12 protein-coding genes are annotated in these 16232 nt (G+C 72.4%); 9 read left to right on the forward strand and 3 right to left on the reverse strand.

Annotated features, from left to right (window positions below; translation table 11 throughout):
• Positions 1 to 468: 468 nt before the first annotated feature.
• Positions 469 to 1023 carry an NADAR family protein gene (locus ABZZ38_RS29415; RefSeq protein WP_356745444.1) on the reverse strand — a complete coding sequence of 185 codons (555 nt, stop codon included), beginning with the start codon at positions 1021 to 1023 and terminating at the stop codon, positions 469 to 471.
• Between the two features lie 175 nt (positions 1024 to 1198).
• Between ABZZ38_RS29415 and ABZZ38_RS29420 the strand changes: the two genes are divergently transcribed.
• From ABZZ38_RS29420 to ABZZ38_RS29450, 7 genes are all read left to right on the forward strand, one after another.
• Positions 1199 to 2704 carry a gamma-aminobutyraldehyde dehydrogenase gene (locus ABZZ38_RS29420; RefSeq protein WP_356745422.1) on the forward strand — a complete coding sequence of 502 codons (1506 nt, stop codon included), beginning with the start codon at positions 1199 to 1201 and terminating at the stop codon, positions 2702 to 2704.
• Between the two features lie 65 nt (positions 2705 to 2769).
• Positions 2770 to 4017 (forward strand): spermidine/putrescine ABC transporter substrate-binding protein, encoded by a 1248-nt coding sequence (locus ABZZ38_RS29425; RefSeq protein WP_356745424.1) that lies wholly within the window; start codon positions 2770 to 2772, stop codon positions 4015 to 4017.
• Between the two features lie 44 nt (positions 4018 to 4061).
• Positions 4062 to 5219, forward strand: a complete 1158-nt coding sequence (locus ABZZ38_RS29430) for an ABC transporter ATP-binding protein (RefSeq protein ID WP_356745426.1) — start codon at positions 4062 to 4064, stop codon at positions 5217 to 5219.
• Positions 5216 to 6127 (forward strand): ABC transporter permease, encoded by a 912-nt coding sequence (locus tag ABZZ38_RS29435; protein ID WP_356745428.1) that lies wholly within the window; start codon positions 5216 to 5218, stop codon positions 6125 to 6127. Before ABZZ38_RS29430 ends, ABZZ38_RS29435 begins: the two co-directional genes overlap by 4 nt.
• On the forward strand, positions 6127 to 6924 hold the full coding sequence (locus ABZZ38_RS29440; protein ID WP_356745430.1) for an ABC transporter permease: 798 nt from the start codon (positions 6127 to 6129) through the stop codon (positions 6922 to 6924). The genes ABZZ38_RS29435 and ABZZ38_RS29440 overlap by 1 nt, the downstream gene beginning before the upstream one ends.
• 22 nt (positions 6925 to 6946) lie before the next feature.
• Positions 6947 to 8365 (forward strand): FAD-dependent oxidoreductase, encoded by a 1419-nt coding sequence (locus ABZZ38_RS29445; protein ID WP_356745432.1) that lies wholly within the window; start codon positions 6947 to 6949, stop codon positions 8363 to 8365.
• A gap of 221 nt (positions 8366 to 8586) precedes the next feature.
• A complete protein-coding gene (locus ABZZ38_RS29450; protein ID WP_356745434.1) occupies positions 8587 to 9060 on the forward strand; it encodes a hypothetical protein in 474 nt (157 codons plus the stop codon).
• Here ABZZ38_RS29450 and ABZZ38_RS29455 read toward each other — a convergent pair.
• Positions 9048 to 9845 carry a phosphatase PAP2 family protein gene (locus ABZZ38_RS29455; protein WP_356745436.1) on the reverse strand — a complete coding sequence of 266 codons (798 nt, stop codon included), beginning with the start codon at positions 9843 to 9845 and terminating at the stop codon, positions 9048 to 9050. The genes ABZZ38_RS29450 and ABZZ38_RS29455 overlap by 13 nt on opposite strands.
• 125 nt (positions 9846 to 9970) lie before the next feature.
• Entirely contained in the window at positions 9971 to 11305 is a 1335-nt protein-coding gene (gabT, locus tag ABZZ38_RS29460; RefSeq protein WP_356745438.1) for a 4-aminobutyrate--2-oxoglutarate transaminase, read from the reverse strand.
• Positions 11306 to 11775: 470 nt separating this feature from the next.
• Here gabT and ABZZ38_RS29465 point away from each other — a divergent pair, with 470 nt between their 5' ends.
• Positions 11776 to 14184, forward strand: coding sequence for an ATP/GTP-binding protein (locus ABZZ38_RS29465; RefSeq protein ID WP_356745440.1), 2409 nt, complete (start codon positions 11776 to 11778; stop codon positions 14182 to 14184).
• A gap of 90 nt (positions 14185 to 14274) precedes the next feature.
• On the forward strand, positions 14275 to 15834 hold the full coding sequence (locus ABZZ38_RS29470) for a PucR family transcriptional regulator (RefSeq protein WP_356745442.1): 1560 nt from the start codon (positions 14275 to 14277) through the stop codon (positions 15832 to 15834).
• Positions 15835 to 16232: the final 398 nt, after the last annotated feature.

Below are 16232 nucleotides of genomic sequence, written 5' to 3' on the forward strand. Positions count from 1 at the left end.
AGCGCCCCGCCGCCGAGCACGAGCGGGTCGCCCGCTGGGTCCTGCTGGGCTCTCTGTCGCTTCGCTCTGTCGTTTTACGCCCAGAACACGACCCCCTCCACGTCCCCCCTGCCCGCACCCCTACGGCGGCTGTGGTGACCCACGTTCGTGAGGGGGGGCGGGGTCGGAGCGTGGGGGGTGTTCGGGCGTAAACGACCGAACTCGCGCGAAGCGCGGTGAACGAGAGCCCGAAGGCCCCCCACCGGAGACCCCGGCACCCGACCCCGGCCCACCGGACCCAACCCCCAACGGCACCGCACAACGCCCCGCGCAGCGGCACCACACCGGGCACCGCCCCCGCGCAGCGGCACCGAACCCCGCGAGGGTCAGGCGGCGGGCGCCCACCCCGGGCAACGGCACCGCACCGCACCGCACCCGAGGAGCCCACCGCGCAGCGGACACCGCACCGCGCAGCGGCACCGCGGTGGTTCAGGACGCAGCCGCGCGCAGCGCCCCGCGGGCCCGCATCAGGGCGAAGCCCAGGAGGTTCAGGCCGCGCCAGCGCGTGGGGTCCTCGGCGCGCGGGTCCGTGGCCGCGAGGCCGATGCCCCAGACGCGGTCCACCGGGCTCGCCTCCACGAGCACGCGGTCACCCGTCGAGAGCAGGAAGTCCCGCAGCTCTTCGTGCCGGCCGAACTTGTGCTCGCTGCCCGCGACCACGATGCCGAACCGCTCGCGCTTCCACACCGTCTCGTCGAATCCGCGGACCAGCCGTCCCGCCTTTTTCGCGAGGGCCGGGTTGGGTGCTTCGACGGCTTGTCGTTCGGCGTCCGCGTCGCCGAAGAGCCGCGCCTTCGACGCCATCATCCAGTGCTCGGCCGTCGCGTACCGGACGCCGTCGACCGTGAAGGGCGCGGGCCACCACTGGCTCAGGCAGCTCGCCCCCGTGGTCCCGTCCTTCTTCGGCGTGTGCCCCCAAAAGTGCAGGAACTTGACGCGCTCACCCGTGCTGACCTGCGCGATGAGGTCGTCGATCGTCTCCATGCAGCCGAGTTTGACAGCCGCCACCGACACTTCGTACCGAGTTACGAGGGCCCGCGCGGCACATGGTCGACCGATTCCGTCGCGTAACCAAAAGGCAACAACGGAATCCCTTGTTGGGTGGGGAACCCTCTGTCAGGATCGGCACTCAATTCCAGCTGGGACAACGGAGACCGCCATGGGCAACCGCTTCGAGGGACTGGACCGCTTCACCGCAGGCGCGCAGTACATCGGCGGGCGGGCGCGCCCCGGAACCTCCGGGCGCACCCACACCGTCGTCGACCCGGCCACCGGCGAGGACGTGCTGACGTACGAGCTCGCCGGGACCGCCGACGTCGACGCGGCGGTCGCCGCCGCGCGGGACGCGCTGCCCGGCTGGGCGGGCGCGACACCGGGCGAGCGCTCCGACGCGATGCACCGGTTCGCCTCCCGGCTGGCGGAGCGGGCCGAGGACCTCGCCCGCGCGGAGTCGCTCCAGTGCGGTAAGCCGATCAAGCTGACGCGGGAGTTCGACGTACCGGGCACGGTCGACAACACCGCCTTCTTCGCGGGGGCGGCCCGGCACCTCCAGGGCCAGTCGGCCGGTGAGTACAGCGGTGACCACACCTCGTACGTCCGCCGGGAACCCATCGGCGTCGTCGGCTCCATCGCGCCCTGGAACTACCCGCTCCAGATGGCGGCCTGGAAGGTGCTCCCGGCCATCGCCGCGGGGAACACCATCGTCCTCAAGCCCGCGGAGCTCACCCCGCTCACCTCGCTGATGTTCGCGCAGGCCGCGACCGACGCGGGCATCCCGGACGGTGTCGTCAACATCGTCACCGGCGCGGGCCGGGACGCGGGGGAGCACCTCGTGGGGCACCCGGACGTCGCGATGACGTCCTTCACCGGCTCCACCGCCGTCGGCAAGCGGGTCGCCGAGATCGCGACCTCCACCGTCAAGCGCCTGCACCTGGAGCTGGGCGGCAAGGCGCCGTTCGTCGTCTTCGACGACGCCGACTTGGAGGCCGCCGCGCACGGCGCGGTCGCCGGCGCGCTCATCAACACCGGCCAGGACTGCACCGCCGCCACGCGCGCGTACGTCCAGCGGCCGCTGTACGACGCCTTCGTGCGGCAGGTCGCCGACCTGATGGCGACCGTGCGGATCGGCGACCCGTTCCAGGAGGACACCGACCTCGGCCCGCTCATCAGCCACGCGCACCGCGACCGCGTCGCCGCCTTCGTCGACCGCGCCCGCGCGTACGCCACCGTCGTCACGGGCGGTGTGGCGCCCCACAACGCCGGCGCCTACTACCGGCCGACGCTGATCACCGGTGCGCCCCAGGACAGCGAGATCGTCCAGGCCGAGATCTTCGGTCCGGTCCTCGTCGTCCTCCCCTTCGACAGCGACGACGAGGGCATCCGGCTGGCGAACGACACCCCGTACGGCCTCGCCGCCTCCGCGTGGACCCGCGACGTCTACCGCGCCGGCCGCGCCACCCGCGACATCAAGGTCGGCTGTGTCTGGGTCAACGACCACATCCCGATCATCAGCGAGATGCCCCACGGCGGCTACAAGGCATCCGGCTTCGGAAAGGACATGTCAACCTACTCCTTCGAGGAGTACACGCAGGTCAAGCATGTGATGTACGACAACACGGCGGTCGCCAGGAAGGACTGGCACCGCACGATCTTCGGGGACCGATAGCCACTGGACGGACGGCGGGCCGCCCGACCAGCGGCCGTCCGTCCCACACCCGAAAGGCACAGCGCATGGAGCAGTACCAGCCCGACAGCCTCTCCGCGGCACAGCTCGCCGCGATGCGGCGCAGCCTGACGAACGGCAGGGGAGCCCTCACCCGCCGTTCCCTGCTGCGCGCCTCGGGCGTCGGCGCGCTCACGCTCGGCGGAATCGCCGGGCTGGGCGCCTGTGGCATCCCGCCCGCCAAGCGGGAGGGCGAAGGTCCCGCCTCCACCGACCACTCGGCCAAGGAGAAGCAGCTCAACTTCTCCAACTGGACGCAGTACATCGACATCAGCGACGACGAGAAGAGCCGGCCCACCCTGGAGGCGTTCACCAAGCGCACCGGGATCAAGGTCAGGTACACCGAGGACGTCAACGACAACGTCGAGTTCTTCGGCAAGATCCAGCCGCAGCTCGCCGCCGGTCAGGACACCGGACGCGACCTGATCTGCGTGACCGACTGGCTGGCCGCCCGCATCATCCGGCTCGGCTGGGCGCAGAAGCTGGACGCGGCGAACCTGCCCCACGCGTACGCCAACCTCTCCGCCCAGTTCCGCAGCCCCGACTGGGACCCGGGTCGCGCCCACTCGTACCCCTGGACCGGCATCTCGACGGTCATCGCGTACAACACCAAGGCCACCGGGGGCCGCAAGGTCGACTCCGTCACCCAGATGCTCGACGACCCCAGGCTCAAGGGGCGGGTCGCGTTCCTCTCGGAGATGCGCGACTCGGTCGGCATGACCCTCCTCGACATGGGCAAGGACCCGGGGGCGTTCACCGGCGCCGACTACGACGCGGCCGTCGGCCGGCTCCAGAAGGGCGTCGACACCCAGCAGATCCGCCGCTTCACCGGCAACGACTACACCGGCGACCTCAACAAGGGCGACATCGCCGCCTGTCTCGCCTGGGCCGGTGACGTCATCCAGCTCCAGGCCGACAACCCGGACATCAAGTTCGCCATCCCGTCCGCCGGTTACATCACCTCCAGCGACAACCTCCTGGTGCCCACCCAGGCCCGGCACAAGACCAACGCCGAGAAGCTCATCGACTACTACTACGAGCTTCCCAACGCGGCCCGGCTCGCCGCGTACATCAACTACGTCTGCCCGGTCGAGGGCGTACGCGAGGAACTGGCCAGGATCGATCCCGCGCTGGCATCGAACACCCTGATCCTCCCGGACAAGGCGATGGCCGCGAAGTCGCGCGCCTTCCGCTCCCTCAGCAGCGAGGAAGAGTCGGCGTACGAGGAGAAGTTCGCCAAGCTCATCGGCGCCTGAGCAGCGCTTGCCCGCCCCCTCGACACCCCCTGGGATCGCCACGCATGACCACTGAGCACACGCACACCGGCGGCGACGTCCGTCTGTCCGGCATCAGCAAGACGTACGGCTCCTTCACCGCCGTCCACCCGCTCGACCTGACCGTCCCGCAGGGCTCCTTCTTCGCCCTCCTCGGCGCTTCCGGCTGCGGCAAGACCACCACCCTGCGCATGATCGCCGGCCTGGAGGAACCCACCACCGGCACCGTCTTCCTCGGAGACAGGGACGTCACGGACCTCCCCCCGTACAAGCGGCCGGTCAACACCGTCTTCCAGTCGTACGCCCTCTTCCCGCACCTGAACATCCACGAGAACGTCGCCTTCGGGCTGCGCCGGCGCGGCATCAAGTCCGTCAGGAAGCAGGTCGGCGACATGCTCGACCTCGTCCAGCTCGGCGACAAGGCCGGGCACAAGCCGCACCAGCTCTCCGGCGGCCAGCAGCAGCGCGTCGCCGTCGCCCGCGCCCTCATCAACCACCCCCAGGTGCTGCTCCTCGACGAGCCGCTCGGCGCCCTCGACCTCAAGCTGCGCCGCCAGATGCAGCTGGAGCTCAAGCGCATCCAGACCGAGGTCGGCATCACCTTCATCCACGTCACCCACGACCAGGAGGAGGCCATGACGATGGCCGACACGATCGCGGTGATGAACGGCGGCCGGGTCGAGCAACTCGGCGCGCCCGCCGACCTGTACGAGAACCCGCGCACCACCTTCGTCGCCAACTTCCTCGGCACGTCCAACCTCATCACCGCCGAGGTCGCCGAGACGGGCGTCGCGGACATCGTGGTGTCGGCCGGCGGCGGCAAGCTGCGGCTCCCCGCCGACCGCTGCTCGGCGCCCACCACGACCGGTGGCCGGCTGCTCGTCGGCATCCGCCCGGAGAAGATCTCGCTCGCGCACGCCGACGACGCGGGCGCGATCCCCGACGGGCGCAACAGGGTCACCGGCCGGATCGTCGACAGCTCCTTCATCGGCGTCTCCACCCAGTACGTCGTGGACAGCCCCGCCGGCAGCGGCCTCCAGGTGTACGAGCAGAACATCGAGCGCGACTCCCGGCTCGCCCCGGGCGCCGAGGTCGTCCTGCACTGGAACCCGGCCCACACCTTCGGGCTGGACGCGGACCAGGACATCCAGGCGGGCGTGGAGAAGGTCGAGGACGCCACGTGACCGCGACCCTGATCCCGCACGAGCCCGTGGTGCGCAAGGCGCCCACGCGCAAACGGCTCGTGCCGTACTGGCTGCTGCTGCCCGGCATCCTCTGGCTGCTCGTCTTCTTCGCGCTGCCGATGGTCTACCAGGCGTCGACCTCCGTACAGACCGGTTCCCTGGAGAAGGGCTTCGAGGTCACCTGGCACGTCGCGACCTACTGGGAGGCGTTCCAGGAGTACTACCCGCAGTTCATCCGGTCCCTGCTGTACGCCGGTACCGCCACCCTGCTGTGCCTGCTGCTGGGCTACCCGCTCGCGTACCTCATCGCCTTCAAGGCGGGCCGCTGGCGCAACCTGCTCCTCGTCCTCGTCATCGCGCCGTTCTTCACCAGCTTCCTCATCCGCACGCTGGCGTGGAAGACGATCCTCGCGGACGGCGGCGCGCTCGTCGGCGCCCTGGACGCCCTGCACGTCCTGGACGTCACCAACGCGCTTGGCTGGACCCAGGGCGACCGCGTCCTGGCCACCCCCATGGCGGTCGTGTGCGGTCTCACGTACAACTTCCTGCCGTTCATGATCCTGCCGCTCTACACCTCGCTGGAGCGGATCGACGGCCGGCTGCACGAGGCCGCCAAGGACTTGTACGCCTCCCCGTCCACCACCTTCCGCAAGGTGACGTTCCCGCTGTCCATGCCGGGCGTCGTCTCCGGCACCCTGCTCACCTTCATCCCGGCGAGCGGCGACTACGTCAACGCCGAACTGCTCGGCTCGACCGACACCAAGATGGTCGGCAACGTCATCCAGTCGCAGTTCCTGCGGGTGCTCGACTACCCGACAGCCGCCGCGCTGTCCTTCATCCTGATGGCGATCGTGCTGCTCATGGTCACCGTCTACATCCGCCGGGCCGGAACGGAGGACCTGGTCTGATGGTCCATTGGATACGGCGCAACCTCGTCGTCCTCGCGGGGCTGCTGACGCTCGCGTACCTGATCCTGCCGAACGTCATCGTGATGGTGTTCTCGTTCAACAAGCCGGCGGGGCGCTTCAACTACTCCTGGCGGGAGTTCTCCACCGACGCCTGGCGGGACCCGTGCGGCGTCGCCGACCTGTGCGGCTCACTCGCGCTGTCGCTGCAGATCGCCGCCTGGGCCACGCTCGGCGCCACGGCGCTCGGCACGATGATCGCCTTCGCGCTGGTCCGCTACCGCTTCCGGGCGCGCGGCGCGATCAACTCGCTGATCTTCCTGCCGATGGCGATGCCCGAGGTCGTCATGGCCGCCTCCCTGCTGACGCTCTTCCTCAACATGGGCGCGCGGCTGGGCTTCTGGACGGTCCTCATCGCGCACATCATGTTCTGCCTCAGCTTCGTCGTGACGGCGGTCAAGGCGCGCGTGATGTCCATGGACCCCCGCCTGGAGGAGGCCGCCCGGGACCTGTACGCGGGGCCGGCGCAGACCTTCCTGCGGGTCACCCTGCCCATCGCCGCCCCCGGTATCGCGGCCGGCGCGCTGCTCGCCTTCGCCCTGTCGTTCGACGACTTCATCATCACCAACTTCAACGCGGGCTCCACGGTGACCTTCCCCATGTTCGTGTGGGGCTCGGCGCAGCGCGGCACGCCCGTACAGATCAACGTCATCGGTACGGCGATGTTCGCCATCGCCGTGCTGGTGGTCCTCGCCGGCCGGCTCGCTGCCGGCCGGCGAAAGCGCACCAAGGTCTCGTGAGTTCCTGAAGGAGTTGGAAACCATGGCCCCAGTTGCCATGCGTACTGCTGCCCGATCACTCTCGGACGCCCAGCCCGTCCCCTTCTGGCTGGAAGACCCCGGCAAGCCCGGGGCACTGCCCGCGCTCACCGGCACCGAACACTGCGACCTGCTTGTCGTCGGCGGCGGTTACAGCGGCCTGTGGACCGCGCTCCTCGCCAAGGAGCGCGACCCCGCGCGGGATGTCGTCCTCATCGAGGGCCGGGAGGCGGGCTGGGCCGCCTCCGGGCGCAACGGCGGCTTCTGCGCCGCCTCCCTCACCCACGGGTTCGGCAACGGACTGGCCCGCTGGCCGGACGAGCTGGTCGAACTTGAAGAGCTGGGCGGGAGGAACCTCGACGCGATCGAGGCCGCCGTCACCGCGTACGGCATCGACTGCGACTTCGAGCGCAGCGGCGAGATCGACGTCGCCACCGAGCCGCACCAGCTGGCGGAGCTCACCGAGGTGTACGAGGCGGCGGACCGGCTCGGTCTCGCGGACCATCTGGAGATCCTCGACCGGGACGCCGTCCGCGCCGAGGTGAACTCCCCGACGTTCCTGGGCGGCCTGTGGGACCGGTGCGGCGTCGCCCTGCTGAACCCGGCCAAGCTGGCGTGGGGTCTCAAGCGGGTCTGCGTCGAGAAGGGCGTACGCGTCTACGAGAACACCCGGGGTCTGGACATGGTCCGCGCCGGTGCCGGCATGGCCGTCCGCACGCCCTACGGACGGGTCCTCGCCCGGCAGGTCGCCCTCGGTACCAACGTCTTCCCGTCGCTCGTCCGTCGCGTACGCCACTACACCGTCCCGGTGTACGACTACGCCCTGATGACCGAGCCGCTCACCGGCGACCAGCTGGCGTCGATCGGCTGGAAGAACCGCCAGGGGCTCGGCGACAGCGCCAACCAGTTCCACTACTTCCGGCTGAGCGCCGACAACCGCGTGCTGTGGGGCGGTTACGACGCCATCTATCCCTTCGGCGGGCGGCTCAGCGCCGAGCTGGACCAGCGCCCGGAGACCTACCTCACGCTCGCCGAGCACTTCTTCCGCTGCTTCCCGCAGCTGGAGGGCGTGCGGTTCAGCCACGCCTGGGGCGGCGCCATCGACACCTGCTCGCGCTTCTCGGCGTTCTTCGGCACGGCGCACGGCGGCCGGGTCGCGTACGCGGTGGGCTTCACGGGCCTGGGCGTGGGCGCGACGCGCTTCGGGGCGGATGTGATGCTCGACCTGCTGTCGGGCGAGCGCACCGAGCGCACGGGGCTGGAGATGGTGCGCTCCAAGCCACTGCCGTTCCCGCCCGAGCCGATCGCCTGGGCGGGCATCGGGATCACCAAGTGGTCGCTGGCCCGGGCCGACGCCAACGGCGGCCGGCGCAACCTGTGGCTGCGGACGATGGACCGGCTGGGCCTCGGATTCGACAGCTGAGCGGTGGAACCCGTGCGCGGTTGCACCGATGAGCGATTGAACCGATGAGCGGTTGGCCGATGACCGGTTGGGCTTATGTACGCCCGCCGTGCGCCCCCGTGCGCCGATTCACCACCACGTGTCGGCCGAACCGGCGTAATCATCCGCCCCCAACCGCCTCTCCCGTGTGAACGCACTGCTCAGCAGGGCAGTCACAGACACGGACATGGAGGCTGCGGGCGATGACTGGTTCGGGGGCTACGGGTGCCAAGGGCGCGGTGGAGTGGCTGGTGTCGGCGGCACCGGATCCCGGTGTCTGCCGGTGGGAGTGGGAGCGGCACCCCGCGGGGGTCGCTCTCCTCCCGGCCGGCAGGCGCTGGGACGTACTGATCGTCCCGGCCGGGCTCGGTGGTCCGACCCTCGACGTGCTGTCCCGGCTCGTCGACCGACCCGGTCCGGTCATCACCGACACCTGGGGCGCCCGGATGGGCTTCTTCGTCCCGCCGGGCACGGCCGCGCGCTGGGTCGGCACGGGGACGCGGGCGGCGGGCCGCGGCACGTGGATCGTGGTCCCGTACCCCGGTCCCGGACGGGGGACCGGGCGGACGCGCTGGCTGGTGCAGCCGGACGGTACGGGCACGCTCACCGATCCGGCGCTCCTGGAGCTGGCGATGCACGAGGCGGCGGCCCGCCTGGGGGAACGTCAGGAGCCTTGACCACCGGCACCCGGGGCCCTCGCACCGCGACGTACGGCTCCCGCCCATGGGGCCGCCAGGAGGGGGCCGAACAGACACACGCTCCCGGCCACGTCCAGCGGCCAGTGGTAGCCGCGCAGGACCAGCCCCACGCCCGTCGCGACCGTCAGCAGGATGGCGACGGGTACCGCCCAGCGCGCCCGGAGCAGAAGCGCGGCGCCGCCGTACGCGACCATGGCCGTCGCCGTGTGCCCGGACGGGTAGTAGCCGGTGTCGGCGGTGAGCGGGCCGACCCGGTCGACGAGCAGCTTGAGGGGTACGACCAGGGCCGGCACGAGCGCCATGGCGAGCCCCGCGTACAGCGCCTGCCCGAGCCGGCCGCGCCACACCGCGTACGCCGCCGCGGCGGCGAGGGCCGGGAGGGCGACCTGAAGGGAGCCGAGGTCGGCGAGCAGCTCCGTGAACGGTGTGGGCCCGCGCCCGGCCAGGGCCCGGCTCACCCGTGTGTCCAGCCGGGCCAGGGGCCCGCCGGTGACGACCTGCCAGGTGATGACGCCGAACAGCAGCAGCGCCGCCGCGGAGAGGAGAGCCGGCCGCCCCGGAACAGGGGGGGTTGTTCCGGGGCGGCCGCCAGGACCGGTGTGCCGCACGCCCCGGGGGGTATGGGGCGGGCGGCTGTCCGATCGGTGAGGAGATCCGGAGCCGGAGGCTCCGTGGGTGTGCGCGAAGGCACGGCCAGGACGAGGCTGGGGAGGCTCCGACCCGGCATGACCCGCAGTCCCCCGCGGGCCTGATGCATCTCTCATCTGCGGGAACCGTACGGCAGAGGAAGGGGGGACCGACAGCCGGATCTCCATCCCGCCATCGGCCCCCCACAACCTCTTCACACGCCCCGATCCGTGGTCAGGCGCGTGGTCCGGTCCGGTCCGCGTCAGACCTGCGCGAACGCGTTCTCGATGATGTCCAGGCCCTCGTTGAGGAGGTCCTCACCGATGACCAGCGGCGGCAGGAAACGCAGCACGTTGCCGTAGGTGCCGCAGGTGAGGACCAGCACGCCCTCCGCGTGGCAGGCCTTCGCCAGCGCGCCGGCGGCCTGAGGGTTCGGCTCCTTGGTCGCCGGGTCCTTCACCAGCTCGATCGCGATCATGGCGCCGCGGCCCCGGATGTCGCCGATGATCTCGTACTTCTCCTGCATGGCGGCGAGGCGGCCCTTCATGACCTCCTCGATGCGCTTGGCCTTGCCGTTGAGGTCGAGCTCCTTCATCGTCTCGATGGCGCCGAGCGCACCGGCGCAGGCCACCGGGTTGCCGCCGTACGTGCCACCCAGGCCACCGCCGTGCACGGAGTCCATGATCTCGGCGCGGCCGGTGACGGCGGCGAGCGGCAGACCGCCCGCGATGCCCTTGGCGGTGGTGATCAGGTCCGGGACGACACCCTCGTCCTCGCAGGCGAACCACTGGCCGGTACGGCAGAAGCCGGACTGGATCTCGTCCGCGACGAACACGATGCCGTTGTCCTTCGCGAACTGCGAGATCGCCGGCAGGAAGCCCTTGGCCGGCTCGATGAAGCCACCCTCACCGAGCACCGGCTCGATGATGATCGCGGCGACGTTCTCGGCGCCGATCTGCTTGCTGATCTGGTCGATCGCCTGGGCGGCGGCCTCGGGGCCGCAGTTCTCCGGACCGGTGGGCCAGCGGTAGCCGTAGGCGACCGGGACGCGGTAGACCTCGGGCGCGAACGGGCCGAAGCCGTGCTTGTACGGCATGTTCTTGGCGGTCAGCGCCATCGTCAGGTTCGTACGGCCGTGGTAGCCGTGGTCGAAGACGACGACGGCCTGGCGCTTGGTGTACGAGCGGGCGATCTTGACCGCGTTCTCGACGGCCTCGGCACCGCTGTTGAACAGCGCGGACTTCTTGGCGTGGTCGCCCGGCGTCAGCTCGGCGAGCGCCTCACACACCTCGACGTAGCCCTCGTACGGCGTGACCATGAAACAGGTGTGCGTGAACTGCTCCAGCTGGGCGCTCGCCCGGCGCACGACGGCCTCGGCGGAGGCACCCACGGAGGTCACGGCGATACCGGAGCCGAAGTCGATGAGACGGTTGCCGTCGACGTCCTCGATGATGCCGCCACCGGCACGGGCCGTGAACACCGGCAGCACGGAGCCCACGCCACCCGCGACCGCGGAGAGACGGCGTGCCTGAAGCTCCTGCGACTTCGGGCCGGGGATGGCGGTGACGACGCGGCGCTCCTGCGGGATATCGGTCATGCGGGGCTCCTGGGGGTGTTCCGGACGCTACTTCTCTTTCTTCCGCAGGCTAGGTCGGCGGGAGGGGTGCGGGCATGCGCCGATCGGGAGTGGTGACGGGCGTGTCCTTGTCCGCGACGGACATAGGCGGCCGCCGGGGCGCCCGAGTCCCGGCCACACCGTCCGGACGGGTGCCGCGCGGCGCCGCCTCCGGCGTGCCCGGCAGTCCCCGGGAACGACAGCCGGAGCCCCGACGGCCGGCCCGGGGGCGCTGCGAGGCGGGCCCGGCGGTCCCTCGGCGAACCGGGGCACCACAAGGGCGGCCGGCCCCGGCCCGGCGAACGGGCCCCCGGCCGGGCCGACCGGCCCCGCCCCCGGCCGGGAACGCGCTCGCCGGGCAGGGGTGGACGTTCCCGCAACCCGGCGTGGCGGGCACTAGATTGACGGGTGCACAGACGCGGGCGGCCTGGCTGGTCAGGGGGCAGGGGTTCATGGACACCGACGGTACGTACGACGCACGCGGCACCCACGCCGTGCCGCCTCCCGCGCGCCCGCCGCGGCCACCGCACCCGCCGAGGCCACGTCACGCGCCCGCCCCCGCCCCCGCCACGGGGGGCGGCACCGCGCAGTGGCTGCGGACGCCCCGGCCGGCGGCCGAGCCCGGGGTGTGGCGGTTCGGACACCGGCCGCGCCCCGCCGAGGAGCCCGCCGCCGTGCCGGGCCGCCAGCTGCTGTCCGGTGCGCTGATCGCGTTCCTCTGCGGCTGGCTGATCTGGTCGCTGCTGTGGAACCGCTACCTGGAGGGGTGGTGGATCTTCATCGACAAGTGGTGGCTGCTGCCCCTGCGGCTGATGGTGCCGGAGTCCTGGACGAACCCGGCCGACCCGGACCACTCCCTGTTCGTCGCCGCGTCCTACCTCTACTACGGACTCCTGCTCGTGCTCATCGCCATCGGCATGGGACGGCTCGGCAACTGGAACGACCTCTGGCACCGGTACGGCGTCCCGCTGTGGCCCCTGTTCGTCCTCCTGCCGGGCGTATGGCGCGAGATGCCGACCAGCGTCCCGTGGCTCGCCGTCGCCTCCTCCGTCCACTACGTCCTCCTCGTGGCGGCCGTGGTGGCGGTCGTCGCCAGGGTCGGCGCGTGGCCCCGGCTCGCGCGGGCGCTCGCCGACGCGGCCGGCCCCGGCCGGGACGAGCCCGGCATCCCCCGGGCGCTCGCCCCGGCCGCCCGCTGGGTGGGCGCCCGCCCCGGGGTGGCCGCGCTGCTGCGGGCCCTCTTCTCCGGGCCCGCCGCCCGCCGCCGTCGCGCCGCCGCCGGGCAGGACCGGCCGCAGCCGCGGCACGACCCCGCCGACTGGCCCGAACTGCGTGACGCCGGGCTCACCGAGGCCGCCGACCGGCTCACCGAGGCGACCCGGACGGGCACGCTCGGCGACGTCGACTACGCCCGGATCCACCGCGCCTGGCAGGGCGTACGCACGCATCCCGAGCGGCTCGCCGCGTTCACCGACGCGGTACGCGCCCACGGCCCCGCCGCCTGCGCCCACCCCTCCGGGGCGCGCGACCTCCCCGGCCGTACCGCCGCACACGACCTCGTCACCGGCCAGGTGCGGATCGGCACCGCGGCCGACCATCCCCGCAACCCGTACCCCCGGCGTACGACGGGCGTCGCCCTGGAGCCCGACGTACTGGGCACGTCCCTGCTCGCGGTGGGACCCGCCGGGTCCGGCAAGACGGCCACGGTCATCCGCCCCGTCATCGAGTCCCTCTGCCTCCAGGCCCTCGCCAACCGCGCCGCCGTCGTCGCGGTGACCGCGCACGGCGCCGCACTCGCGCCCGACGAGGCGTTCGACCTGGTCGTCCGGGCCGGCCGGGCGGACTCCACGCACGACCTCGACCTGTACGGCGGTGCCGACGACCCCGACGAGGCCGCCCGCGTGCTCGCCGAGGCGCTCGTCGGCGACCTCGTACCGGACAGCCGCCGCGCCGCGACCGCGCTGGCCCAGCTCATCGGCCCGTACCGCGCCGCGTACGGCCGCTTCCCCGCCGTACCGGAGCTGCGCGAGCTGCTCGGCGGGGCGCCCGAGGCGCTGGCCGGGCTGCGCGCGGCCGTCGCGGGCGACCCGGCGCAGCTGCGCGAGCTGGACGCCCGGGCGCGCCAGTCGCAGCGCGGTGACGACATCGGGGAGCTGCTCGCGGAACGGATCGCGTTCCTGGACCGGCCGGCGTTCGCCCGGTTCTTCCGCACGGACGGTGAAGGGCGGCAGTTCTCGCTGCGGGCCATCGAGCACCCGCTGCGCGTCCGCGTCGACCTGCCCGAGCGCGGGCACGCCGAGGCGTCCCGGATCGTGGCCCGGCTGCTGCTGGCCCAGTTCACGGAGGCGGCCCTGGCGCGCGGCGACCGGTCGCTGTTCGCCTGCCTGGTCCTGGACGACGCGTCGCACACCGTCACCGCCGACTCCGTACGCGCCGTTCAGCGGCTGCGCTCGGCGCACGCGGGTGTCGTACTGGCGCTGCGCACCCTGGAGGACGTGCCGGAGGCGCTGCGCGGACCGCTGCTGGGCGCGGTGGGGTGCCGGATGGCGTTCGCGGGACTGGCGCCGTGGGACGGCGGGCGCTTCGCGGAGACCTGGGGCACCGAGTGGGTCCAGACCCGGGACGTCACCAACCGCCAGATCATCTCGGACGAGCCGCTCACCAAGGCCCTGCACTTCATGCGCCGCCTGGTGACCGGCAAGGCGGCGACGGCGGAGGCGGTGACGGTACGGGAGGTCGAGCGGCAGCGCTGGTCGGCGTCGGACCTGGCGCACGCGGTGCCCGCTGGGCATGCCGTACTGTCCTTGACGGGCGTACGGGGGGAACACACCCCTCCGCTTCTGGTCGACCTGCGGACGTGACAACCTGGCAGACTTGCGGGGAGCCGTTCATACGGGACGGCGAAATTCGTTCACTCGCCACCTCCCTCCCGAAAGTCCGACGGTCCAGCCATGCCGCCCACGCTCGCCTCGCTCGTCCAGCACTCGGCGCTGAAGCTCACCGTCCGCGCCGGGGAGGACCGCCTCGACACGCCCGTCCGCTGGGCGCACGTCAGTGAGCTCGCCGACCCCGTCCCGTACATGGAGGGCGGCGAACTCCTGCTCGTCACCGCCATGACGCTGGACGCCGACAACCGCGAGGCCATGCGCCGCTACGTGAAGCGGCTCGCCGGCGCGGGTGTCGTCGGGCTCGGCTTCGCCGTGGGCGTCAACTACGACGAGATCCCGCAGGCGCTGGTCGACGCGGCCCGCGAGGAGAACCTGCCGCTGCTGGAGGTACCGCGCCGCACACCCTTCCTGGCCATCTCCAAGGCGGTGTCGGCGGCCATCGCCGCGGACCAGTACCGGGCGGTGACCGCCGGATTCGAGGCGCAGCGCGAGATGACCCGGGCCGCCCTCACGGAGGGCCCGGCCGCCGTGGTGGCCCGGCTGGCCGCGCACGTCGACGGCTGGGCCGCGCTGTACGACGCGTCCGGCGCCGTGGCAGCGGCGGCGCCCGAGTGGGCGGCGCGGCGGGCGGCCCGGCTCACCGCCGACGTGGAACGGCTGCGTGAACGGGCGGCGCCCGCGAGCGCGGTCGTCGGCGGCACCGACGACCGGGTGGAACTGCAGTCGCTGGGCACCGGGCGCCGCGTGCGGGGCGCGCTGGCGGTCGGCACCGGCGCGCCGCTGGGCACGGCGGAGCGGTACGCGGTCCACTCCGCCATCGCCCTCCTCACCCTCACCACCGAGCGCTCCCGCTCCCTCCAGGCGGCCGAACAGCGGCTCGGCGCGGCGGTGCTGCGCATGATGCTGGCCGGACAGCCCGACCACGCGCGGGCCGTGGCGGGCGACCTGTACGGCGGGCTGCTCGACGCCCCGTTCCGACTGCTGATCGCCGAACCCGCGGGCGAGCGCGACCCCGCCGCGGAACCTCCCCTCACTGCGCTCGCCGACGCCCTCGACGCCGCCGCCGCCCGCACCGGGGAAGCGGTGCTGACGGTCCCGGAGAGCGACGAGCGGCTCCTCGTGCTGGCCGGCGACGGGGGAGCGGTCGTCGCCGCGTGCCAGGCGTACGCCGCGAAGGAGGCGGAGGAAGCCGGGGTCGTCGTCGGCCTGTCCGCCCCGGCGGGCCCCATCGCCGCCGCCTCCGCCTACAAACAAGCCGAACAGGCCCTCTCCGTGGCCCGTCGCCGGGGCCGCGCCCTCGTCGAGCACGAGGAACTCGCGGCCGGCTCGGTGCTGCCGCTCCTCGCGGACGACGCCGTACGCGCCTTCGCCGACGCCATGCTCCGCGCCCTGTACGAACACGACGCGACCGGCCGCGGCGACCTCGTCGCCTCCCTGCGCGCCTGGCTCTCCCGCCACGGCCAGTGGGACGCGGCGGCGGCGGACCTGGGCGTCCACCGCCACACCCTCCGCTACCGCATGCGCCGCGTCGAGGAGATCCTGGGCCGCTCCCTGGACGACCCGGACGCGCGGATGGAACTCTGGCTGGCCCTCAAGGCGACGGGCGACAAGGCCCCGCAGTAGCGGGGCGGGGTGCGGTGTGCGGGCTGCTGGGCTGGGCCCTGTGTGTGGGGTGACCGTTCCTGGGGTGCGGGGCCGGGTCCGTTGGGCTGGGCCCGGTACGCGGGTGACCGTTCCTGGGGTGCGGGGCCGGGTCCTTGGGCTGGGCCCTGTTGCACGGGTGCCGTTGGGGGCCGTTCCGGGGATCGTGTTCTGGGCTCTCTGTCGCTTCGCTCTGTCGTTTTACGCCCAGAACACGACCCGCTCCACGTCCCCCTGCCCGCGCACCCCTACGGCGGCTGTGGTGACCCACCTTCGTGAGGGGGACGGGGTCGGAGCGTGGGGGGTGTTCGGGCGTAAAACGACTGAACTCGCGCGAAGCGCGGTGAACGAGAGCCCGAAGACCCCCCACCGGAGACCCC

This window comes from Streptomyces sp. NPDC006368 (assembly GCF_040612535.1).
Classification (GTDB): Bacteria; Actinomycetota; Actinomycetes; order Streptomycetales; family Streptomycetaceae; genus Streptomyces.

What these genes read in the sequence shown, in the direction of transcription:
- ABZZ38_RS29415 (WP_356745444.1), bottom strand. Translation starts at nt 1,023, where the DNA reads ATGGAGACGATCGACGACCTCATCGCGCAGGTCAGCACGGGTGAGCGC.
- ABZZ38_RS29420 (WP_356745422.1), top strand. Translation starts at nt 1,199, where the DNA reads ATGGGCAACCGCTTCGAGGGACTGGACCGCTTCACCGCAGGCGCGCAG.
- ABZZ38_RS29425 (WP_356745424.1), top strand. Translation starts at nt 2,770, where the DNA reads ATGGAGCAGTACCAGCCCGACAGCCTCTCCGCGGCACAGCTCGCCGCG.
- ABZZ38_RS29430 (WP_356745426.1), top strand. Translation starts at nt 4,062, where the DNA reads ATGACCACTGAGCACACGCACACCGGCGGCGACGTCCGTCTGTCCGGC.
- ABZZ38_RS29440 (WP_356745430.1), top strand. Translation starts at nt 6,127, where the DNA reads ATGGTCCATTGGATACGGCGCAACCTCGTCGTCCTCGCGGGGCTGCTG.
- ABZZ38_RS29445 (WP_356745432.1), top strand. Translation starts at nt 6,947, where the DNA reads ATGGCCCCAGTTGCCATGCGTACTGCTGCCCGATCACTCTCGGACGCC.
- ABZZ38_RS29450 (WP_356745434.1), top strand. Translation starts at nt 8,587, where the DNA reads ATGACTGGTTCGGGGGCTACGGGTGCCAAGGGCGCGGTGGAGTGGCTG.
- ABZZ38_RS29455 (WP_356745436.1), bottom strand. Translation starts at nt 9,845, where the DNA reads ATGAGAGATGCATCAGGCCCGCGGGGGACTGCGGGTCATGCCGGGTCG.
- gabT (WP_356745438.1), bottom strand. Translation starts at nt 11,305, where the DNA reads ATGACCGATATCCCGCAGGAGCGCCGCGTCGTCACCGCCATCCCCGGC.
- ABZZ38_RS29465 (WP_356745440.1), top strand. Translation starts at nt 11,776, where the DNA reads ATGGACACCGACGGTACGTACGACGCACGCGGCACCCACGCCGTGCCG.
- ABZZ38_RS29470 (WP_356745442.1), top strand. Translation starts at nt 14,275, where the DNA reads ATGCCGCCCACGCTCGCCTCGCTCGTCCAGCACTCGGCGCTGAAGCTC.